Below are 21,325 nucleotides of genomic sequence, written 5' to 3'. Positions count from 1 at the left end.
AATGCGCTCATTGTACCGGCCTGGCAACCTGTTGGCGCGAACACGGTCTCACTTGCCGCGCATCGCCAGGTAAGCTTCGAGCCGTTGCGCTATAGTTGCCCCCCTCATGTACACGCTGCCGAAGAGTTCTCTCTCAAATGCTCAACAAAGGATTGTTGCTGGCCTGCGCGCTGGCCCTGCTCAGTGCCTGTGATTCCTCCACCCCGGACAAGCCTTCGGCGCCTGCCGATGCCGCCACTGCCGTCGCGCCCGTCGAAACCAGGACGGCCAAGCGCGAAGATCCGGCGGTGCTCGCCAAGCGCTACGCCGGCCGCGAGCTGACCGTGCTGGACGTCTCGGAAGTGCAGCTCGACGGCGCCAGTACCCTGTCGGTCAGCGTCTCCGCGCCACTGGACGCCAACCAGGACTTTGCCGGCAAGTTGCACCTGGTCGATACCGTCAAGGGCAAGGTCGACGGCGCCTGGGAACTCTCGGACAACCAGATGGAACTGCGCCTGCGCCACCTGGAGCCGCAGCGCAAGATGGTCCTGACCATCGACAAGGGCTTGCTCTCGGTCAATGGCAATCAGTTGCAGGCCGAATCGGTCAGCCGCTTCGAGACCCGCGACATGCAGGCCACGGTGGGCTTCGCCAGCCGCGGTTCGCTGCTGCCCACGCGCCTGGCCGAAGGCCTGCCGGTGATTGCCCTGAACGTCGACAAGGTCGATGTCGAGTTCTTCCGCATCAAGCCGGACATGCTCTCGAGCTTCCTGGTCAACTGGGGGCGCAACAGCAGCCTTTACTACTACCAGTCCAAGGAAACCCTGGAGATGGCCGAGCTGGTCTACAGCGGCCGTTTCGACCTCAACCCGGCGCGCAATACCCGCGAAACCGTGCTTTTGCCGATCGCCGGGATCAAGCCGCTGCAGGAGCCTGGCGTGTACCTGGCAGTCATGCGTGCCTCGGGCACCTATGACTACTCGCAGCCAGCGACTCTGTTCACTCTTAGTGACATCGGTGTCTCGGCGCACCGCTATCGCGACCGCCTGGACGTGTTCACCCAGGCCCTGGAGGGCGGCAAGGCGCTCAAGGACGTCACCCTCGAGCTGCACGACGACAAGGGCAAGCTGCTGGCCCAGGCCAAGACCGACGGCGACGGCCATGCCCAGCTGCCGATCACCGCCAAGGCCGATACGCTGATCGCCACCCAAGGGATGCACACCACCCTGCTGCGCCTTAACACCGCGGCGCTGGACTTGGCCGAGTTCGACATCGCCGGCCCCCAGGCCAACCCGCTGCAGTTCTTCATCTTTGGCCCGCGCGACCTGTACCGACCAGGCGAGACCGTGCTGCTCAACGGCCTGCTGCGCGACCAGGACGGCAAGCCGGTCAAGGCCCAGCCGGTGAACGTGGAAGTACGCCGCCCCGATGAGCAGGTCAGCCGCAAGTTCGTCTGGGAGGCCGACCAGAACGGTCTGTTCCAGTACCAGCTGCAACTGGCCAGCGAAGCGCCGACCGGCCGCTGGCAGTTGCTGCTCGACATGGGCGGTGGACGCAAGCAGGTCTACGAATTCCTTGTTGAGGACTTCCTCCCCGAGCGCCTGGCGCTGGAGCTCAAAGGCAGTGCCGCGCCGCTGGCGCCGGACCAAAACGCCACGATCCAGGTCAATGGCCGTTACCTTTATGGTGCGCCTGCCGCCGGCAACCGCCTCAGTGGCCAGGCGTACGTGCGCCCGCTGCGTGAAGCGGTGAAGGCGCTGCCGGGCTACCAGTTCGGCGCGGTCACCGAGACCGACCTGAACCAGGACCTGGAACTGGACGAAGTCACCCTCGACCAGAACGGCAAGGCCCGCATCGACATCGAAAGCCGCTGGGCTGAAGCCCGCTCACCGCTGCAACTGACCGTGCAGGCCAGCCTGCAGGAGTCCGGTGGTCGGCCGATCACCCGGCGCCTGGAGCAGCCGATCTGGCCTGCCGAGCGCCTGCCGGGCCTGCGCGGCCTGTTCGACGGCGAAGAAACCGACGGCGATGGCCCGGTAGAATTCGAGTTCCTGGTGGCTGACCGCAACGGCAAGAAGCTGGCCGCCGACAACCTGAAGGTACGACTGATCCGCGAGCGCCGCGACTACTACTGGAGCTACTCGCAGAGCGATGGCTGGAGCTACAACTACAACGAGAAATTCCTTACCCAGGCTGAAGAAACCGTCAGCGTGAAGGCAGGCTCCACCGCCAAGCTGAACTTCCAGGTGGAGTGGGGCCCGTACCGCGTCGAGGTGGAAGACCCGCAGACCGGCCTGGTCTCCAGCGCCCGCTTCTGGGCCGGCTACCGCGCCCAGGACAACGCCGAGGGCGGTGCCGTGCGTCCCGACCAGGTGAAGATCGCCCTGGACAAGCCTGCCTACAAGGAAGGCGGCACCGCCAAGGTCACCGTCACCCCGCCGGCCGCCGGCAGCGGCTACCTGATGATCGAGTCCGCCGACGGCCCGCTGTGGTGGCAGGAAATCGAGGTGCCGGCCGAGGGCAAGACCTTCGAGGTCGAACTGGACAAGAAGTGGGCGCGCCACGACCTGTACATCAGCGCCCTGGTGATCCGCCCGGGTGAGCGCAAGGCCAATGCCACGCCGAAACGCGCCGTGGGCGTGCTGCACCTGCCGCTGGACCGCGCCGAGCGCAAGCTGGCCGTATCGCTGCAGGCACCGGAGAAAATGCGGCCCAAGCAACCGCTGACCGTCAAGGTCAAGGCGGTCAACGCCGATGGCAGCGTGCCCAAGCAGGTGCATGTATTGTTGTCGGCGGTGGACGTGGGCATCCTCAACATCACCGACTTCAAGACCCCCGATCCGTTCGCCAGCCTGTTCGGCCGCAAGGCCTACGGCGCCGACCAGCTGGACATTTATGGCCAGTTGATCGAAGCCGGCCAGGGCCGTCTGGCCAGCCTGGCCTTCGGCGGTGACGCCGCCATGGCCAAGGGCGGCAAGCGCCCGAACACCACGGTGACCATCGTTGCCCAGCAGAGCCTGCCGGTCACCCTCGATGAAAAAGGCGAGGGCCAGGCCAGCGTCGATATTCCCGATTTCAACGGTGAGCTGCGCCTGATGGCCCAGGCCTGGACCGAGGAACACTTCGGCATGGCTGAAGGCAAGACCGTGGTCGCCGCGCCGCTGATCGCCGAGCTGTCCGCGCCGCGCTTCCTCGCTGGTGGCGACCAGACCCGCCTGGCGCTGGATCTGGCCAACCTCTCCGGCCGTGACCAGCAACTGAGCGTGCAGGTGTCCAGCGAAGGCCAACTGAGCCTGGTCGGTGGCGCGCAGCAGAACTTCACCCTCGCCGAAGGCCAGCGCACCACCCTGATGATCCCGGTGCAGGCCCGGGGCGGCCTGGGCCAGGGCAAAGTCCGCGTGCAGGTCAACGGCCTGCAGCTGCCGGGTGAGCCGGCCAATACCTTCGAGCGTGAGTGGACCCTGGGTATCCGCCCGGCCTACCCGGCGATGCTCAAGCACTACCGCGTAGCCCTCAAGGACCAGCCCTGGAGCCTGCCCGACAGCGACCTGGCCGAGTTCGAGCCTGCGGGCCTGGAGGCCAGCCTGGCGCTGTCGAGCCGCCCACCGCTGAACCTTGCCGAGCAGATCCGCGCCCTGGAAGCCTACCCGTATGGCTGCCTGGAGCAGACCACCAGTGGCCTGTACCCGTCGCTGTATGCCGATGCCGACAGCCTCAAGCGCCTGGGCATCAAGGGTGAGCCGGCTGATGTGCGCAAGCGCAAGATCGAGATGGGCATCGAGCACCTGCTGGGCATGCAGCGCTACAACGGCAGCTTCGGCCTGTGGAGCTCGGACAGCGAGGAGGAGTACTGGCTGACCGCCTACGTCACCGACTTCCTGCTGCGCGCCCGCGAGCAAGGCTACGGCGTACCGGCCGAGGCGCTGAAGAAAGCCAGCGAGCGCCTGCTGCGCTATGTGCAGGAGCGCAACCTGATCGAAGTCGACTACAGCCAGAACGCCGACCACACCCGCTTCGCCGTGCAGGCCTACGCTGGCCTGGTGCTGGCGCGCAGCCAGCAAGCGCCGCTGGGCGCCTTGCGCAGCCTGTTCGAGCGCCGCGCTGACGCCCGCTCCGGTTTGCCATTGGTGCAACTGGCGGTGGCGCTGGACAAGATGGGCGACAAGCAGCGTTCGCAGCAGGCGCTGCAGGCGGGCCTGGCGGTCACCCGCGGCAAAGGCTGGCTGGCCGACTACGGCAGCGCCCTGCGTGACCAGGCGTTGATCCTGGCCCTGCTGCAGGAGAACAACCTGGCCGCCAATCAGGTCGATCAGCGCCTGTTCGGCCTGTCCGACGAGCTGGCCGCCAACCGTTGGCTCTCCACCCAGGAGCGCAACGCGCTGTTCCTCGCCGGGCGTGGCCTGCTGGGCAAGCCGGAAGGCAACTGGAAGGCCCGCCTGGACAGCGCCGGTGAGGTCCGCGAGTTCGACAACAATGACTCGGGGATGAAGCTCGAGGGCCCGCTGCTGGCCTCGCCATTGACCGTGCAGAACCAGGGTGGCGAGACCCTGTACCAGCAGCTGACCCTGTCCGGCTACCCGCGCCAGGCGCCGGCCGCCAGCGGCAATGGCCTGGAAATCCGTCGCGAATACCTGGGCATGAATGGCCAGACGCTGGATGTGCGCAACCTGCGCAGCGGTGACCTGGTGCTGGTGCACCTGGCGCTCAAGGCGCAGGACCAGGTGCCCGACGCCCTGGTGGTCGATTTGTTGCCGGCAGGCCTGGAGCTGGAGAACCAGAACCTGGCGCAGAGCGCCGCCAGCCTGGACAACGCCAGCAGCGCGGTGAAGCAATGGCGCGAGTCGATGCAGAACGCCAGCGTGGTGCACCAGGAGTACCGCGACGACCGCTATGTGGCCGCGCTCAAGCTCGACAGCTACGGCACCACCCACCTGCTGTACCTGGCCCGTGCGGTGACGCCGGGCAGCTACCGCATTCCGCCACCGCAGGTGGAGTCGATGTACCGGCCCAACTTGCAGGCGGTAGGTGATAGCCAGGGCGAGATGATTGTAAGAGCTCGCTGACCCTCAAGCTGTGAGCTGCAAGCTACAAGAGAAAGCAGTCGACGCAGGCTGCTTTCAATTTGTCGCTTGTAGCTCCAAGCTTGCAGCTGCTTTCAATGCACCACCCAGCTCAACACCCACAGCCCCAGCAACGCCCAGATGATCCCTAGGATGATCGATGCGCGCATGAATGCGCGGACCGCCGAGTACAGCAACATCAGGCCGACGATAAGCGCCAGGATGCTCACCAGCGAGGTGTCCATTCCCAGCGTGCGCGCCAGGCCATCGATGAAATTGCCACCGGCGTTGGCCAGCAGGTTGAACAACCCGCTCAAGCCGTCGACGATGAACCGGATCACCGAACCCAGTGCCTGGCCCAGCCATTCGAAAAAACCTTCTACATGCATAGTCGCTTCCTGATCAACGAATCGGCGATTCCCAGCCTTTGGCCATCACCTGGCCCGGTCGGTTCCCGATGCCAAGCTTAGCGCGCCCGCGCCTGACCAGGCTGCTGCGGCGTGTTACCGTCAGCGTGCTGCTGGGCATGGCCCTGCTGTGGTTGGCCGACCGTATCTGGCCATTGCCCATGCCAGGCGACGACCTGGCGCGGGTGGTGTTGGCCGAGGACGGCACACCGCTGTGGCGCTTCGCCGACGCCGACGGCGTGTGGCGCTATCCGGTCAGCCCGCAGGAAGTCTCGCCGCTGTACCTTGAAGCCCTGCTCGCCTACGAGGACCGCTGGTTCTATCATCACCCCGGCGTCAACCCCATGGCCCTGGCCCGGGCTGCCTGGCTCAACCTGCGTGGCGGGCGGGTGGTGTCCGGCGGCAGCACCTTGTCGATGCAGGTGGCGCGCCTGCTCGACCCGCACGACCGCACCTTGCCCGGCAAGCTGCGCCAGCTGTGGCGCACGGCGCAGCTGGAGTGGCACCTGTCCAAGGACGAGATCTTGCAGCTGTACCTCAACCGGGCACCGTTCGGCGGCACCTTGCAGGGCGTGGCAGCGGCCAGTTGGGCGTACCTGGGCAAGTCGCCGAAACACCTGACTCCGGCCGAAGCCGCGTTGCTCGCCGTGCTGCCCCAGGCGCCGAGCCGGCTGCGTCCGGACCGCCACCCTGAACGCGCCCAACGCGCCCGGGACAAGGTGCTGCAGCGCCTGGCCGAGTACCAGGTATGGCCAGCCCAGCGCATCGATGAGGCGCGTGAAGAGCCGCTGTTGCTGGCGCCACGCCAGGAGCCGGCGCTGGCGCCGCTGCTGGCCCGGCGCCTGAATACGCCGAACAGCCCGCCACTGATCCGTACCACCCTGGATGCCGCCTTGCAGCGCCGCCTCGAAGACTTGCTGATGGGCTGGCGTGCCCGCCTGCCCGAGCGCACCTCGGCGGCGTTGCTGGTGGTCGAGACACAGAGCATGGCCGTGCGCGCGTATCTCGGCTCCATCGACTTGAACGATGAGCGCCGTTTCGGTCACGTGGATATGGTCCACGCCCTGCGTTCGCCCGGTTCGACCCTTAAGCCGTTCCTCTACGCCATGGCCATGGATGATGGCCTGATCCACTCCGAATCGCTGTTGCAGGATGTGCCGCGGCGCTACGGTGACTACCGCCCCGGCAACTTCTCCATGGGCTTCAGCGGCCCGGTGTCGGCCAGCTCGGCGCTGGCACTGTCGCTGAACCTGCCGGCGGTGCAACTGCTCGAGGCCTATGGCCCGAAACGTTTCGCCGCGCAGATGCGCATGGGGGGGATGCCGCTGGTGCTGCCGCCGCTGGCCGAGCCGAACCTGTCATTGATCCTCGGTGGCGCAGGCAGCCGGCTGGAGGACCTGGTCGGTGGCTATGCCGCGCTGGCCCGTGGTGGGCTGAGCGCGCAGGTACGCCTGCAACCCCAGGACCCGCTGGTGGAGCGCCGCTTGCTGTCGTCGGGTTCGGCCTGGATCACCCGGCGCATTCTCAGCGGTCTGGCCCGGCCGGACCGTGACCCCCACGCCGAGCTGGTGCAGCGCCCGCAATTGGCCTGGAAAACCGGCACCAGCTACGGCTTTCGCGATGCCTGGTCGGTGGGCGTCGGCCCGCGCTACCTGATCGGTGTGTGGATCGGCCGCCCCGACGGCACCCCGGTGCCGGGCCAGTTCGGCCTGGCCTCGGCGGCCCCTTTGATGCTGCAGGTGCATGACCTGTTGAGCAACCGCGATAGCCAACGCGGTATCGAAGTGCCGGTCGAGCCGGTGCCGGCGTCGGTCGGTGTGGCGGCGATCTGCTGGCCGTTGGGCCAGCCGATGAACCGCCAGGACCCCAACTGCCGTCGCCAGCGCTTCGCCTGGACCCTCGAGGCCACCACGCCACCGACCTTGCAGGCCGCCGACCAGCCTTTGGGCCTGGGCTTGCGCGAGACGGTGTGGCTCAACGAGCAAGGACTGCGTGTCGATGCATCGTGTCCTGGAGCCAAGGCCCAAGACATTGCCTTGTGGCCGGCCCCGCTCGAGCCGTGGTTGCCCCGGGTCGAACGTCGAGCGGCGCGGCTGCCGGCCGTTGACCCCGCCTGTCCACCGCAGGTGGTGAGCAGCGCGCCACCGCTGTCGATCGTCGGTGTGCGCAGTGGCGACAACCTGCGCCGCCCGGCCACCAGCCACGAGCCGTTGCAGTTGCTGGTGTCGGCATTGGGCGGGGCAGGGCGGCGCTGGTGGTTCCTCAATGGACAGCCCATGGGCGAGACCCAAGGGCAGGACAGCTTGCCGGTAAGGTTCGAGCAGGCCGGGAGCATCGAGTTGAGTGCTTTGGATGAAAGCGGTGAAACGGCGCGGGTGCAGTTCCAGGTCAGCGAGTGAGCCCGTTGCCCAGGCTCAGCCTTTGACCGGGTTCAGGTCGAAGGCATTGGCCTGGTACTGGAACAGCAGGCAATCCGCAGCCGCGGTGCAACCACTTTCATGCACGAGGTTGGCGGGCAGCTTGTAGTAGGCGCCTGCCGGGTACTCCACCCGCTTGCCATCGATCACCGCATAGAAGGTTCCGCTCAACACCACGGTCGGCAGGGTCTGGCTGTGAGTATGCAGTCCATTGTCGGTGCCTTTGCGGAACTTCACGTAGGCCGAATACGGCCCCTTGCCGAAGAGGTCGCCTTCGACATTGGCGTAGCTGACAGCGCCTTGGGTGCCGGGCACCTGCTGCCATTTCAGCGAGGTGCTGTCAGGGACCGAGCTCAGGGTGTCGCCAGCGGCGCTGGCGGTGATGGCAATCGCGGCCAGGGAAAGGCCGGCGAACAGGGTGTGCAGTGCTTTCATGGGGGAGGCTCCTTCGCCAAGTGACAATGGACGAAGGTTAAACAATCAATATGCGCACAAATACATCTTAAATTTGCCATGTCTTGTGCGTTATAAGCACAAATCAATGCCGCAATCTCGGCTCTGCGTAGTACCCCTGCACGTAGTCGAGCAGTGCCCGTACCTTGGGGGCCACATAGCGGCTCTGCGGGTAGACCGCGTACAAGGTGCGCGAGGGCAGCGACCAGTCCGCCAGCACCGGCACCAGGCGCCCGTCGCGCAAGGCATCGTGGGCAATGAAGCGGTCGAAGCTGGCAATACCCAACCCGCCGATCGCTGCCGCGCGCAGGGCCATCGGCGAATTGGCGCTCAGGCGCTGGGGCATCAGCAGTTCCCGGCGCTCGCCGGCGGGGCCGGTCAGTTGCAGGCGCTGCGGGTGCGGCAAGCGGCTGTAGCCGAGCAATGGGTGGGCAGCCAGGGCGTCGGGCGTGGTCGGCGTGCCGTGGCGCTCCAGGTAATTGGGCGCGGCCACCAGCACCACTTCGCTGTCCGCCAGCCTGCGGGCCACCAGGCTGGAGTCGGGCAGGTGGTCGGTGACCCTCAGGCAGACATCGATGTCTTCTTCCAGCAGGTCGATGAAGCGGTCGCTGCAATGCAGTTCCACCTGCAATCGCTCGTGACGTCCGACGAAGTCCGGCAGCCAGTGTCCCAGCTCCAGCTCGCCAAAGGCAGTGGCCACACCCAGGCGCAGCGTGCCGCTGGGCTGTTGTTGATGCTCGGACAGTTCAAGGTTCATGGCCTGCATCTGCTCGAGAATCCGCGTGCAGTGGCGATAGAACAGCGCGCCGGCTTCGGTCACTTGCAGGCGACGGGTGGTACGGTTGAGCAGTTGCGTGCCGAGATGGCGTTCGAGGTGCTTCACCTGGCGCGACAGCACGGTGTGGGAAACGCCCGCCTGGTGGGCGGCGGCGCTGAAGCTGCCGAGGTCGACGACCCGGCGGAAGGTCTGCATGGCGCTCAACTGGTCCAATGGCACATCACTCCTTGCAGCGAACGGCGGGGCCCTGGTGGCCCCGCGTCGTCGCGGGTCAGCGCCGAACCAGCAGCACCCCGCTTTCCATATGGTGGGTGTAGGGGAACTGGTCGAACAGCGCGCAGCGTTCGATACGGTGGGTATCGTGCAGCTGGGCGATGTTCTGCGCCAGGGTTTCCGGGTTGCAGGAGATGTACAGGATGCGTTCGAAGCGACGGGTCAGCTCGCAGGTGTCCGGGTCCATGCCGGCGCGCGGCGGGTCGACGAACACCGTGCCGAAGTCGTAGCTCTTCAGGTCGATGCCTTCCAGGCGACGGAACGGGCGGACCTCGTTCAGGGCCTGGGTCAGCTCTTCGGCCGACAGGCGCACCAGGCGCACGTTGTCCACGCCGTTCTCGTCGAGGTTGTGCAGGGCGGCGTTGACCGAGGTCTTGCTGATCTCGGTGGCCAGCACCTGGCGGGCGCGGGTGGCCAGCGGCAAGGTGAAGTTGCCGTTGCCGCAATACAACTCGAGCAGGTCGTCCTGGCGTTCGCCCATGGCCTCGAAGGCCCAGCCGAGCATCTTCTGGTTCACCGCGCCGTTGGGCTGGGTGAAGGCGCCTTCGGGTTGGCGATAGCTGAAGGTGCGCCCGGCGATGTCGAGCTTCTCCACCGCGTAGTCGCGGCCGATCACCACGCGCTTGCCTTTCGAGCGGCCGACCACGCTGACACCGAGGTCGGCGGCCAACTGCTGCGCGGCGGCCTCCCAGGCCTCGTCCAGCGGGCGGTGGTAGCACAGGGTGATCATTGCGTCACCGGCCAGGGTGGTGAGGAACTCCACCTGGAACAGCCGGTTGTCGAGGTCTTCATTGGCCTGCCAGGCGACTTTCAGGCGCGGCATCAACGCATTGATGCGCTCGCTGGCGATCGGGAAGTCGTCGATCAGGATGGCCTTGTGCTTCTCGCCCGGGGCGAACATCGCATAGTGGCGCTGGCCGCCTTCGCGCCACAGGCGGAACTCGGCGCGCAGGCGGTAGTGCCCGCGGGGCGAGTCGAACACGGCCGGCTCCGGCGTGTCGAACGGGGCCAGCAGGTCGCGCAGGCGGGCGGCCTTGGCCGCCAGTTGCGCGTCGTATTGCGCGGGATCGTAGGCAGCACTCATGCGGGGAACCAACCCAGCTTGATGACGAACAGGATGGACAGGATCACCAGCGCCGGGTTCAGGTCGTGGCGACGGCCGGAGATCAGCTTGATGGCGGTCCAGGCGATGAAGCCGAAGGCGATGCCGTTGGCGATCGAGTAGGTCAGCGGCATGGCCAGGGCGGTCACCACCACCGGCGCGGCTTCGGTAACGTCGTCCCAGTTGATCTCGGCCAGGCCCGAAGCCATCAGTACGGCGACAAACAGCAGCGCCGGGGCGGTGGCGAAGGCCGGCACGCTGCCGGCCAGCGGGGCGAAGAACAGCGCCAGCAGGAACAGGATGGCGACCACGATGGCGGTCAGGCCCGTGCGTCCGCCGGCACTCACGCCCGCCGCCGATTCGATGTAGCTGGTGGTGGTGGAGGTGCCCAGCAGTGAACCGGCCATGGCGGCGGTGCTGTCGGCGATCAGGGCGCGGCCCATCTTCGGCATGTGGCCGTCCTTGCCCATCAGGCCGGCGCGCTTGGCCACACCGATCAGGGTGCCGGAGTTGTCGAACAGGTCGACGAACAGGAAGGCGAAAATCACGCTGATCAGGCCGACGTCCAGGGCGCCGGCGATGTCCAGTTGCAGGAAGGTCGGGGCCAGCGACGGCGGCATCGAGACCACCCCGCCGAACGGCGTGACGCCCAGCGCGATCGCGGCCACGGTCACCGCCAGGATACCGATCAGCACGGCGCCGCGAACCTTCAGCGATTCGAGGGCGACGATCAGGAAGAAGCCCAGGGTGGCGAGAATCGGCGCGGGCTTGCTGAGATCGCCCAGGCCTACCAGAGTGGCTGGGTTATCGACGACGATGCCGGCGTTATGCAGGGCGATCAGCGCCAGAAACAGGCCGATGCCGGCGGCAATGGCCGAGCGCAGCGGCAGCGGGATGCTGTTCACGATCCATTCGCGGATGCGGAAGATCGACAGCAGGAAGAACAGCACCGCGGAGAGAAACACCGCCCCCAGCGCCACTTGCCAGGTATGGCCCATGTGCAGGACCACGGTGTAGGTGAAGAAGGCGTTCAGGCCCATGCCCGGTGCCAGGGCGATCGGGTAGTTGGCGATGATGCCCATGGTCACCGAGCCGATGGCCGCAGCCAGGCAGGTGGCGACGAAAATCGCGCCCTTGTCCATGCCGGTCTCGCCGAGGATGCTCGGGTTGACGAACAGGATGTAGGCCATGGCCAGGAAGGTGGTGACGCCCGCGAGAATCTCGGTGCGCACGTTGGTGTTGTGTGCTTTTAGTTGAAACAGCCTTTCCAGCATGCCTGCTCCCCGGGCGCCCTCGCGCCGTGAATGTATCGACCCCAACAGCAAAGCACAGACCGTACCGGGTGCCGTGGTTTTGTGCGGGGTGGAAAAAAGCCGCGCATCATACCAGCAAGGATGGCGGGGGCCTATGGCCATTGGGGAAGGCAATCGGGCAACGGTGTCGTCTTCCTGCACTGGCCTCATCGCTGGCAAGCCAGCTCCCACAGGGATGGCGCTTGGCTTGAAGGCGGCACGGTCGGTGTGGGAGCCGGCTTGCCGGCGAGAGGCCGGTGCAGGACAAACCAGCATGCTGCCCCCGCGCGAGATTGCCTAATCTCTGGGTGCCAGCAGGTCGATCAACCGTTATGCATACGGTCGCGATGGGTCAACGTCGGGAACAGCTTCATCCATACCCCGGTCACCAGCAGCGTGCCCACGCCGCCGAGCACCACCGCCGGGACTGTGCCAAACCAGTGCGCGGTCAGCCCCGACTCGAACTCGCCGAGCTGGTTCGAGGCACCGATGAACAGCCCGTTCACCGCGCTTACCCGGCCGCGCATCTCGTCTGGCGTCTCCAACTGCACGAAGGCGCCGCGGATGACCATGCTGATCATGTCCGCCGCGCCGAGCACCACCAGCACCGCCAGGGAGAACCAGAACGAGGTCGAGAGGCCGAAGGCGATGGTCGCCACCCCGAACACGCCGACCGAGGCGAACATGATCAGGCCTACCTTGCGCTCCACCGGGAAGCGCGCCAGCCACAGCGACATCAGCAGCGCGCCCACAGCCGGCGCCGAGCGTAGCAGGCCCAGGCCCCAGGCGCCGGTGAGCAGGATGTCCTTGGCGAACACTGGCAGCAGCGCGGTGGCGCCGCCCAGCAGCACGGCGAACAGGTCCAGGGAGATGGCGCCGAAGATGTCCGGGCGGCTGCGGATGAAGCGCACCCCGGCCAGCAACGATTCCAGGTTGGCCCGACCGCGCTGGGGCAGTTGCTGGCGCGCGTCGAGGCTCAGGGTCAGCAGGCAGGCGATGAGGTAGAGGGCCACGGTCGGGCCGTACACCCAGGTACTGCCGAAGGCGTAGAGAAAGCCGCCGACCGCCGGGGCGACGATGGTCGCCGACTGGGTGGCCGACGCCGACGCCGCCACGGCCCGTGGGAACAGCCCTGGCGGTACCACGTTGGGTAGCAGCGCCTGGGTCGCCGGCATCTCGAACGAACGGGTGGCGCCGAGCAGGAAGGCCAGAATGAAGATCAGCTCGCGGCTGACGTTGTCGGTGACGCTGCCCAGGGCCAGCGCCAGGGCGATCAGCGCCTGCAGGGTCTGGCACAGGGCGGCTACCTTGCGTCGGTCGTAGCGGTCGGCGACATGGCCGGTATGCAGCATGAACAGCACCCGGGGTGCGAACTCGACCAGTCCGACCAGGCCCAGGTCGAGGACATTTCCGGTCAGTTGGTAGAGATGCCAGCCAATGGCCACGGTGAGCATCTGGAAGCCGCTGGCGGTGAATACGCGGGCCAGCCAGAAGGCCAGGAACGGGCGGTGATGACGCAGCAATTGCGGGGCGGAATCGGACATCGGGGGGCTGCAGCCTCGAGATAGAGGGGCCTGCAGGGTAACATCTGTTTGTAACAAATAGTTGCTGAAAGTCGCGTGGATCAACCATCGCGACTTCGCAAAAGAGGGTGAGGCAACGGGTCACGCGGCAATCAACCACACATCCGGATGGGTCATTCAGGACTATGCTTCCATTCAGTCGTTGATCTGGATCAATCGTTCCAGATGCAACGATCTTGGCCCTTGGGCCGGAATCCCCGCGATCGAACAGAACAATTCCAACGCGCCGCACTCGATACCCGTGGGGGCAGTGGGCGACAGGCCATGAGCCCGGTCGCCGGATTACCTGAAGAGGAAGCACCATGTTCGGATTGGAAGCCCTAGAGCTCGCCCGAATCCAGTTTGCCTTTACCGTGTCCTTTCACATCCTGTTCCCGGCCATCACCATTGGCCTGGCGAGCTACCTGGCGGTCCTCGAAGGCCTTTGGCTGAAGACCGGCGACAACACCTACCGTGACCTCTATCACTTCTGGTCGAAGATCTTCGCCGTGAACTTCGGCATGGGGGTGGTCTCGGGCCTGGTCATGGCCTACCAGTTCGGTACCAACTGGAGCCAGTTCTCCGATTTTGCCGGTTCCATCACCGGCCCCCTGCTGACCTACGAGGTGCTCACGGCATTCTTCCTCGAGGCCGGTTTCCTCGGCGTCATGCTGTTCGGCTGGCACCGTGTCGGCCGGGGGTTGCACTTCTTCGCCACCTGCATGGTGGCGCTCGGCACGCTGGTGTCGACCTTCTGGATCCTCGCCTCCAACAGCTGGATGCAGACCCCCCAGGGCTACGAGATCGTCAATGGCCAGGTGATTCCGGTGGACTGGTTCGCGGTGATCTTCAACCCGTCCTTCCCCTATCGCCTGATGCACATGGCCACCGCGGCCTTCGTCGCCACCGCGTTCTTCGTCGGCGCCTCGGCCGCCTGGCACCTGCTGCGCGGGCGTGACAATCCGGCAGTGCGCAAGATGCTGTCGATGGCCATGTGGATGGCCCTGGTGGTGGCGCCGATCCAGGCCGTGATCGGCGACTTCCATGGTTTGAACACGCTCAAGCATCAACCGGTGAAGATCGCCGCCATCGAGGGCCACTGGGAGAACAAACCCGGCGAGCCGACGCCGCTGATCCTGTTCGGCATACCCGACATGCAGGCCGAAACCACGCGCTTTAAGGTCGAGATCCCAGCCTTGGGCAGCCTGATCCTGACCCATAGCCTGGACAAGCAAGTGCCGGCGATGAAGGAGTTCCCGCCTGAGGACCGACCCAACTCGACCATCGTGTTCTGGTCGTTCCGAGTCATGGTCGGTTTGGGCATGTTGATGATTTTTGTCGGCCTGTGGAGCCTGTGGCTGCGCAAGCGCGGCACCCTGTACAGCTCGCGGCCGTTCCTCTACCTGACCCTGTGGATGGGGCCGTCGGGGTTGATTGCGATCCTCGCCGGCTGGTTCACCACCGAGATCGGCCGCCAGCCGTGGGTGGTCTACGGGTTGATGCGCACCGCCGATGGGGTGTCCAACCATAGCTATGCGCAGTTGGGGTTCACCCTGGTGATGTTCGTGGTGGTCTACTTCGCGCTGTTCGGCACCGGTCTGGGCTACATGATGCGCCTGGTGCGCAAAGGGCCGAAGACCGGCGAAGGCGAGGAGCACACCCCGGGTGGCCCTGGCCAGAAACGTACGCCGGCGCGGCCGCTGTCCGCCGCCGATGAAGGCCATGAGGCCGACTCCACCCGCCTGAGCAAGGGGAACTGAGATGGGTATCGATCTTCCGCTGATCTGGGCCGTGATCATCATCTTCGGCGTCATGATGTATGTGGTAATGGATGGTTTCGACCTGGGCATCGGCATGCTCTTCCCCTTCGTCCAGGACGAGCGTGACCGCGATGTGATGATGAACACGGTCGCCCCGGTATGGGACGGCAACGAGACCTGGCTGGTGCTGGGCGGGGCAGCGCTGTTCGGGGCTTTCCCGCTGGCGTACTCGGTGGTGCTCGAGGCACTGTACCTGCCATTGATCCTGATGCTGGTGGGCCTGATCTTCCGTGGCGTGGCCTTCGAGTTCCGCTTCAAGGCCAGGGCCCACAGGCGTCATATCTGGGACAAGGCCTTCATCTGGGGCTCGCTGGTGGCGACTTTCTTCCAGGGGGTGGCGCTGGGCGCGTTCATCGAAGGCTTCAAGGTGGTCGACCGTAAATTCACCGGCGGCACCCTGGATTGGCTGACCCCGTTCACCGTGTTTTCGGGCCTGGGCCTGATCGTCGCCTACACGCTGCTGGGCTGCACCTGGTTGATCATGAAGACCGAAGGGCCCTTGCAGCAGAAAATGCATGACATGGCCCGCCCCCTGGCGCTGGTGCTGCTGGTGGTCATCGGTATCGTCAGCCTGTGGACGCCGATCGCCTACCCGCAAATCGCCGAGCGCTGGTTCAGCATGCCCAACCTGATCTGGTTCATGCCGGTGCCGATTCTGGTGCTGGTGACCTTCTACGGGTTGCTGCGGGCGGTGGCGCGTAACGCCCACTACACCCCGTTCCTGCTGACGCTGGTGCTGATCTTCCTTGGCTACAGTGGGTTGGGCATCAGCTTGTGGCCGAACATCATCCCGCCGTCGATCAGCATCTGGGAGGCCGCGGCGCCGCCACAGAGCCAGGGCTTCATGCTGGTGGGCACGCTGTTCATCCTGCCGTTCATCCTGGGTTACACCTACTGGAGCTACTACGTGTTCCGCGGCAAGGTGACCCATGAAGACGGCTATCACTAGGAGCGTCGGGTGATGAATGTCGAAGAGAAGAAACCGCTGTGGCAACGCCTGGGTTGGCTGGTGCTGATCTGGGGGGTGAGCGTGGCAGCGCTTGGGGTGGTGGCTTATGGCATGCGCATGTTCATGAGCGCGGCAGGCCTGAGTACTCACTGAGCCATTGAGTGATCGCGGGGCAAGTCGCATCGGTGCACCGCTGCGACTTGCCCCGCGATGCTTTTATTTCCGGGCCTTGAGCACCACGAACTTCGGCGTCGCCGCGACCTGCTCGACACCCCGGAACAAGCGCGCCAGCTTGCTGTGGTAGCCCAGGTGGCGATTGCCGACGATGTACAGCGCGCCACCGACTTCCAGTGCCTCGCGGGCCTGCTGGAACATGCGCCAGGCGAGGAAGTCGCCGACCACCTGCTGCTGGTGGAACGGCGGGTTGCACAGCACCACGTCCAGCGATTGTTTCTCCTGCCCCGCCAGGCCGTCCGCAGCCTTGATCGTCACTTCGCGTTCGCCCAATGCCGCCCGCCAGTTCTCCCGCGCCGACTGCACCGCCATGTACGACTCGTCGACCAAGGTGAAATGCGCATCCGGATTGGCCAGGGCGCTGGCAATCGCCAGCACGCCATTGCCACAGCCAAGATCGGCTACGCGGGCGCGACCCAGGTCACGCGGCAGATGCGGCAGGAAGGCACGGGTGCCGATGTCCAGGCCTTCGCGGCAGAACACGTTGGCGTGGTTGACCAGCTCCAGGGGCGGCGTCTCCAGACGATAGCGACTGGGGTAGGGGGAATGTGCGAGAGGCCGTTGCGTCACAGTGGCAATCAGCAGGCGCGCTTTCTTCTGCGCCAGCGACGCCTGCACCGGGCCGATGTACTTCTCCATAAGGTCGCCGGCGGCTCTGGGCAGGTGCTTGATCATCGCCCCGGCGATCACCTGGGCGCCAGGCGCCAATTGGCCCTGCAGGCGGATCAGTTGCTCCTCGAGTAGGGCCAAGGTCTTGGGCACGCGCACCAGCACGCGGTCGAACGGGCCCTGGAAGGGCTCACTGGCCGGGATGAAGGGTACGCTGTCGAACGGCTTGCCGTTACCTGCCAGGTTTTTCTCCAGGGCCAGGTGCGCCAGGTGCGAGTCGCCGCTGCTGGTCACGTCCAGGTGCCCGGCCAGGCTGGCGGCCAGGGCGCCGAAGCTGTCGTTGAGCACCAGCACCTTGCAGCCTGCGCCTGGTGCCTGGGCGGCCATGTGTTCCAGCAGGTACTGGTCGGCGGCATCGAACGCCAGCAGCGGGTCGTTGGTTTGCTCCGGCTGGCGGATCAGGTCGAGGTCGGCGAAGGGGCTGTTGAACAGGGGCATGGCGTGGGGCTCTGCTGCGAATCCTGCCCGGCGCGCTGTGCGCGGGCTTGCGGCGTGTGATTCTACAGGGCTTTGCGTCTGTGCGGGGGGAGGGCTGTCAGAGCAGGCCTCGCAGGGCGGCGATGGCGATGGCGCCGGCTTTGTTGGAGGCGTTGGTCTTGCTTATCACACTGCGGATATGAAAATTCACGGTACTGGTCGACAGCGAGAGAATCATCGCCACGTCGGCGGCGGTCTTGCCGGCGGCGGACCACTTGAGCACTTCAAGCTCGCGTTCGCTCAATTGCGGCAGTGGGCTGTACTTCGCCAGGTGGTGCGTGCTGAGGGCGGCGTGCAAGGTGTTGCACAGCCACATCACCTGGGCGCTCTTCTCGAACAGTTCGTCACGAGAGACTGCGCCTTTGGCCCTGGAGACGCTCAACTGGCTTTCGTTGTGCTGCTGGTCGTGCACTGATTGGCTCCAGCCATGGGTCATGCCGTAGGCAGTGGCGGCCTCCCGCAGCTGAGGCACCTCGTGGAACAGTTCGTCGTTCCAGACCAGCGGTAGCGTCGTGTGGTGGCATTTTGATACTGATGGATCTATCTTGATGAAGTCTTCAGCCTGGTAGCGAGCGTTCCAGGCGCTTGGGTAGTTGTTGTAGAGGATCACCTGGGGGCCACGAGCAGCCACATGCAGGTGCAGCGTCAGGCCGACGAACTCCATGTCCAGTGCCTGGGCCAGTTGCACGGCCTGGCCGAACAACCGCTGCGGTTCCTGCTCCTCCAGCAGTTGCTGGAGTTGCTCACTCTTCCAATGTGGCATCGATGAAGCTCCCTTTGCGTCTCTGTGGATCCAAAGTCAGCATTGCACGGTCCCTAGTGTAGGAAATCTCCTAACGGTGTGCTGGGTTTTTTTGTTATAGCTGCCACGCATCCTTAGTTGTTTGCGCTTGGTGCCATGGCATGCCCTACAAATCGACGGTGTTTATCTCCGCTACTTTGCGCGACACTGTGCGCACTTGATTCGTGGAGCCCGTCATGACCGCCAGCGCCGACAAATTCACCCGCCAGACCCTGCTCGGCGTCCAGCCCCTGACCCCCAACCTGTTTTCCCTGCGCGTCACCCGCGATGCAGGCTTTCGCTTCCGTGCGGGGCAGTTCGCCCGGCTGGGCGTGAGCAAGGCAGATGGCAGCGTCGTCTGGCGCGCCTATTCCATGGTGAGCGCGCCCCATGACGAACATCTCGACTTCTTTTCCATCGTGGTGCCCGGTGGGGAGTTCACCAGTGAGCTGAGCCGCTTCGGCGAAGGCGACACCCTGCTGATCGACCGCCAGGCCTTCGGTTACCTGACCCTTGACCGCTTCGTTGGCGGTCGTGACCTGTGGCTGCTGGCCACTGGCACCGGCATCGCACCGTTCATGTCGATCCTGCAGGACTTCGAGGCCTGGGAGCGCTTCGACAACATCAAGCTGGTGTATTCGGTGCGCGAGGCGAAGGAGCTGGCGTATGTCGATGAAATCGCCGCGCTGGAACAGCGCGACTACCTGGCGGAGTACGCGGGCAAGCTGCAGTTCATTCCGGTGGTCACCCGAGAGCAGCATCCGGGAGCGTTGAATGCGCGGATCACCACGTTGATCGAGAACGGTGAACTGGAAAAGGCGGCGGGGTTGGCGCTTTCGCCGGAGCATTCACGGATCATGCTGTGCGGCAACCCGGAGATGATCGACGAGACGCGCAAGGTGCTCAAGGCGCGGGACTTGCAACTGAGCCTGAGCAAGCGGCCGGGGCAGGTGGCGGTGGAGAACTACTGGTAAGGAACAATGGCGCCTTTTGGATCGCCGTCACTGGGGCCGCTGCAAAGCGGCCCCAGTCGTTTTGTGCTTCAGGGCTGGCGATTCTGCGCCTTGAGCAGGTCACGAATCTCGGTCAGCAGGGTTTCCTCGGCGCTGGGCACCGGCGGAGCGGTCGGTGCCACTGCCTCTTCGCGCTTGAGGCGGTTGATCACTTTCACACCCATGAAGATGGCGAAGGCGACGATGATGAAGTCGAGCACGGTCTGGATGAATTTGCCGTAGGCCAGCATTACGGCCGGCACATCGCCTTCGGCAGCCTTGAGCGTGATGGCCAGGTCGCTGAAGTCGACACCGCCGATCAGCAGGCCGATGGGGGGCATGATCACGTCACCGACGAAGGACGAAACGATCTTGCCGAACGCCGCGCCGATGATGATACCCACCGCCATGTCGACGACATTTCCCTTGACCGCGAAGGCCTTGAATTCACTGAGCATGCCCATGCTGTATTCCTTTGTTACGAATGGAGAGGTAAACGCAGTGTAAGCCACTAAAACGCTTCATGCGTGACGTTCGCAGCTACAGACTGTTTATAGAACGAATAGTTTTGTCGCCCGCCGAGGCCTCCGGGGCACGTCCGAGTTCGGCTATCATGGCGGTTTTTTCCAGGAGACCCAGCCCATGGCCAAGGCCAAGCGTTTGTATGGCTGCACCGAGTGCGGCGCGACCTTCCCCAAGTGGGCCGGGCAGTGTGGCGAGTGCGGGGCCTGGAACACCCTGGTCGAGAGCATGATCGAAAGCGGTGGCGCCGCGGCACCGAGCGGGCGCACCGGCTGGACCGGGCAGCAGGCGCAGATCAAGACCCTGGCCGAAGTGAGCGTCGAGGAGATCCCGCGCTTCACCACCAGCAGCACCGAACTCGACCGCGTCCTGGGCGGCGGCCTGGTGGATGGATCGGTGGTGCTGATCGGGGGCGATCCGGGTATCGGCAAATCGACCATCCTCCTGCAGACCCTGTGCAACATCGCCGTGCAGATGCCGGCGCTGTATGTCACCGGCGAGGAGTCGCAGCAGCAGGTGGCCATGCGTTCCCGGCGCCTGGGCCTGCCCCAGGACCAGCTCAAGGTCATGACTGAAACCTGCATCGAGACCATCATCGCCACCGCGCGCCAGGAAAAGCCGCGGGTGATGGTGATCGACTCGATCCAGACCATCTTCACCGAACAACTGCAGTCGGCGCCGGGTGGCGTGGCCCAGGTGCGCGAGAGCACGGCATTGCTAGTGCGCTACGCCAAGCAGAGCGGCACGGCGATCTTCCTGGTCGGCCACGTCACCAAGGAGGGCTCGTTGGCCGGTCCACGGGTGCTCGAGCACATGGTCGACACCGTGCTGTATTTCGAGGGCGAGTCCGATGGCCGCCTGCGCCTGCTGCGCGCAGTGAAAAACCGCTTTGGCGCGGTCAACGAACTGGGCGTGTTCGGCATGACCGACCGCGGCCTCAAGGAAGTCTCCAATCCGTCGGCGATCTTCCTCAACCGCACCCAGGAAGAGGTGCCCGGCAGTGTGGTCATGGCTACCTGGGAGGGCACCCGGCCAATGTTGGTGGAAGTCCAGGCGCTGGTCGACGACAGCCACCTGGCCAACCCACGGCGGGTGACCCTGGGCCTGGACCAGAATCGCCTGGCCATGCTGCTGGCGGTGCTGCACCGGCACGGTGGCATCCCCACCCACGACCAGGACGTGTTCCTCAACGTCGTGGGTGGCGTGAAGGTGCTCGAGACTGCCTCCGACCTCGCGTTGCTGGCGGCGGTGATGTCCAGCCTGCGCAACCGGCCGTTGGCCCATGGCCTGCTGGTGTTCGGCGAGATCGGCCTGTCGGGCGAGGTGCGCCCGGTGCCCAGTGGCCAGGAGCGTCTGAAGGAGGCGGCCAAGCATGGCTTCAAGCGTGCCATCGTGCCCAAGGGCAACGCACCGAAAGAGGCTCCCGCCGGGTTGCAGGTGATTGCCGTGACCCGTCTGGAACAAGCGCTGGATGCACTATTCGAGTAGGTCATTTTCTTGTAAGTGATTCTCAATAACGAGTAGCGTACCGCCACCTTGCGACCACCTCATGGAGCGC

Annotated in this window: 16 protein-coding genes; 7 read left to right on the top strand and 9 right to left on the bottom strand. The window is 65.2% G+C overall.

All coding sequences use genetic code 11. The features are described from left to right. The first annotated feature begins 137 nt into the window (after positions 1–137). Positions 138–5,042 (top strand): alpha-2-macroglobulin, encoded by a 4,905-nt coding sequence (locus LOY42_RS23035; RefSeq protein ID WP_258599437.1) that lies wholly within the window; start codon positions 138–140, stop codon positions 5,040–5,042. 92 nt (positions 5,043–5,134) lie between these two features. Here the strand turns inward: LOY42_RS23035 and LOY42_RS23030 are convergent, their stop codons facing one another. Beyond that, the gene (locus LOY42_RS23030; protein WP_023631497.1) at positions 5,135–5,428 is read right to left on the bottom strand and encodes a hypothetical protein; all 294 of its coding nucleotides are present in this window, start codon (positions 5,426–5,428) and stop codon (positions 5,135–5,137) included. A gap of 68 nt (positions 5,429–5,496) precedes the next feature. Between LOY42_RS23030 and pbpC the strand changes: the two genes are divergently transcribed. Beyond that, positions 5,497–7,845, top strand: coding sequence for a peptidoglycan glycosyltransferase PbpC (pbpC, locus tag LOY42_RS23025; RefSeq protein WP_258599434.1), 2,349 nt, complete (start codon positions 5,497–5,499; stop codon positions 7,843–7,845). A 15-nt stretch (positions 7,846–7,860) separates the two neighbouring features. Here pbpC and LOY42_RS23020 read toward each other — a convergent pair whose 3' ends face one another. From LOY42_RS23020 to LOY42_RS23000, 5 genes are all read right to left on the bottom strand, one after another. Further along, on the bottom strand, positions 7,861–8,298 hold the full coding sequence (locus LOY42_RS23020) for a cupin domain-containing protein (protein WP_139668496.1): 438 nt from the start codon (positions 8,296–8,298) through the stop codon (positions 7,861–7,863). Positions 8,299–8,401: 103 nt separating this feature from the next. Further along, on the bottom strand, positions 8,402–9,307 hold the full coding sequence (locus tag LOY42_RS23015) for a LysR family transcriptional regulator (protein WP_139668498.1): 906 nt from the start codon (positions 9,305–9,307) through the stop codon (positions 8,402–8,404). 58 nt (positions 9,308–9,365) lie between these two features. After that, entirely contained in the window at positions 9,366–10,451 is a 1,086-nt protein-coding gene (gene trmA, locus LOY42_RS23010) for a tRNA (uridine(54)-C5)-methyltransferase TrmA (RefSeq protein ID WP_258599431.1), read from the bottom strand. Then, complete coding sequence (locus tag LOY42_RS23005; RefSeq protein WP_258599429.1) at positions 10,448–11,743, bottom strand: NCS2 family permease; 1,296 nt, start codon at positions 11,741–11,743, stop codon at positions 10,448–10,450. The genes trmA and LOY42_RS23005 overlap by 4 nt, the downstream gene beginning before the upstream one ends. A gap of 341 nt (positions 11,744–12,084) precedes the next feature. Continuing rightward, complete coding sequence (locus LOY42_RS23000) at positions 12,085–13,305, bottom strand: MFS transporter (RefSeq protein ID WP_046857215.1); 1,221 nt, start codon at positions 13,303–13,305, stop codon at positions 12,085–12,087. A 341-nt stretch (positions 13,306–13,646) separates the two neighbouring features. Here LOY42_RS23000 and LOY42_RS22995 point away from each other — a divergent pair, with 341 nt between their 5' ends. Genes LOY42_RS22995 through LOY42_RS22985 form a run of 3 tightly spaced genes read left to right on the top strand, consistent with a single transcriptional unit; the run spans position 13,647 to position 16,245 of the window. Further along, the gene (locus LOY42_RS22995) at positions 13,647–15,083 is read left to right on the top strand and encodes a cytochrome ubiquinol oxidase subunit I (protein ID WP_139668502.1); all 1,437 of its coding nucleotides are present in this window, start codon (positions 13,647–13,649) and stop codon (positions 15,081–15,083) included. Position 15,084: 1 nt separating this feature from the next. Continuing rightward, positions 15,085–16,092, top strand: a complete 1,008-nt coding sequence (gene cydB, locus LOY42_RS22990; protein ID WP_258599426.1) for a cytochrome d ubiquinol oxidase subunit II — start codon at positions 15,085–15,087, stop codon at positions 16,090–16,092. A 12-nt stretch (positions 16,093–16,104) separates the two neighbouring features. After that, a complete protein-coding gene (locus LOY42_RS22985; protein WP_102684551.1) occupies positions 16,105–16,245 on the top strand; it encodes a DUF2474 domain-containing protein in 141 nt (46 codons plus the stop codon). 63 nt (positions 16,246–16,308) lie between these two features. Here LOY42_RS22985 and LOY42_RS22980 read toward each other — a convergent pair whose 3' ends face one another. Together LOY42_RS22980 and LOY42_RS22975 are read right to left on the bottom strand one after the other, a co-directional pair. Further along, positions 16,309–17,433 carry a methyltransferase gene (locus LOY42_RS22980; protein ID WP_139668506.1) on the bottom strand — a complete coding sequence of 375 codons (1,125 nt, stop codon included), beginning with the start codon at positions 17,431–17,433 and terminating at the stop codon, positions 16,309–16,311. A 97-nt stretch (positions 17,434–17,530) separates the two neighbouring features. Continuing rightward, a complete protein-coding gene (locus LOY42_RS22975; RefSeq protein WP_139668507.1) occupies positions 17,531–18,235 on the bottom strand; it encodes an autoinducer binding domain-containing protein in 705 nt (234 codons plus the stop codon). A 215-nt stretch (positions 18,236–18,450) separates the two neighbouring features. On the opposite strand from LOY42_RS22975, the gene LOY42_RS22970 reads away from it, so the two are divergent. Next, positions 18,451–19,227 carry a ferredoxin--NADP reductase gene (locus LOY42_RS22970; protein WP_102684548.1) on the top strand — a complete coding sequence of 259 codons (777 nt, stop codon included), beginning with the start codon at positions 18,451–18,453 and terminating at the stop codon, positions 19,225–19,227. Positions 19,228–19,295: 68 nt separating this feature from the next. On the opposite strand, the gene mscL is transcribed toward LOY42_RS22970, so the two are convergent. Next, positions 19,296–19,709 (bottom strand): large-conductance mechanosensitive channel protein MscL, encoded by a 414-nt coding sequence (mscL, locus tag LOY42_RS22965; RefSeq protein ID WP_046857209.1) that lies wholly within the window; start codon positions 19,707–19,709, stop codon positions 19,296–19,298. 178 nt (positions 19,710–19,887) lie between these two features. Between mscL and radA the strand changes: the two genes are divergently transcribed. Further along, positions 19,888–21,255 (top strand): DNA repair protein RadA, encoded by a 1,368-nt coding sequence (radA, locus tag LOY42_RS22960; RefSeq protein ID WP_046857208.1) that lies wholly within the window; start codon positions 19,888–19,890, stop codon positions 21,253–21,255. The last annotated feature ends 70 nt before the right edge of the window (positions 21,256–21,325 follow it).

Source organism: Pseudomonas sp. B21-023, from assembly GCF_024749165.1.
Lineage (GTDB): Bacteria > Pseudomonadota > Gammaproteobacteria > Pseudomonadales > Pseudomonadaceae > Aquipseudomonas.
Note: the sequence above shows the minus strand (reverse complement) of the source record. Positions and strands in the feature narration are given on the sequence as shown.

Coding starts and splice junctions, on each gene's coding strand:
- LOY42_RS23035 (WP_258599437.1), top strand. CDS start 138: ATGCTCAACAAAGGATTGTTGCTGGCCTGCGCGCTGGCCCTGCTCAGT.
- LOY42_RS23030 (WP_023631497.1), bottom strand. CDS start 5,428: ATGCATGTAGAAGGTTTTTTCGAATGGCTGGGCCAGGCACTGGGTTCG.
- pbpC (WP_258599434.1), top strand. CDS start 5,497: ATGCCAAGCTTAGCGCGCCCGCGCCTGACCAGGCTGCTGCGGCGTGTT.
- LOY42_RS23020 (WP_139668496.1), bottom strand. CDS start 8,298: ATGAAAGCACTGCACACCCTGTTCGCCGGCCTTTCCCTGGCCGCGATT.
- trmA (WP_258599431.1), bottom strand. CDS start 10,451: ATGAGTGCTGCCTACGATCCCGCGCAATACGACGCGCAACTGGCGGCC.
- LOY42_RS23005 (WP_258599429.1), bottom strand. CDS start 11,743: ATGCTGGAAAGGCTGTTTCAACTAAAAGCACACAACACCAACGTGCGC.
- LOY42_RS23000 (WP_046857215.1), bottom strand. CDS start 13,305: ATGTCCGATTCCGCCCCGCAATTGCTGCGTCATCACCGCCCGTTCCTG.
- LOY42_RS22995 (WP_139668502.1), top strand. CDS start 13,647: ATGTTCGGATTGGAAGCCCTAGAGCTCGCCCGAATCCAGTTTGCCTTT.
- cydB (WP_258599426.1), top strand. CDS start 15,085: ATGGGTATCGATCTTCCGCTGATCTGGGCCGTGATCATCATCTTCGGC.
- LOY42_RS22985 (WP_102684551.1), top strand. CDS start 16,105: ATGAATGTCGAAGAGAAGAAACCGCTGTGGCAACGCCTGGGTTGGCTG.
- LOY42_RS22980 (WP_139668506.1), bottom strand. CDS start 17,433: ATGCCCCTGTTCAACAGCCCCTTCGCCGACCTCGACCTGATCCGCCAG.
- LOY42_RS22975 (WP_139668507.1), bottom strand. CDS start 18,235: ATGCCACATTGGAAGAGTGAGCAACTCCAGCAACTGCTGGAGGAGCAG.
- LOY42_RS22970 (WP_102684548.1), top strand. CDS start 18,451: ATGACCGCCAGCGCCGACAAATTCACCCGCCAGACCCTGCTCGGCGTC.
- mscL (WP_046857209.1), bottom strand. CDS start 19,709: ATGGGCATGCTCAGTGAATTCAAGGCCTTCGCGGTCAAGGGAAATGTC.
- radA (WP_046857208.1), top strand. CDS start 19,888: ATGGCCAAGGCCAAGCGTTTGTATGGCTGCACCGAGTGCGGCGCGACC.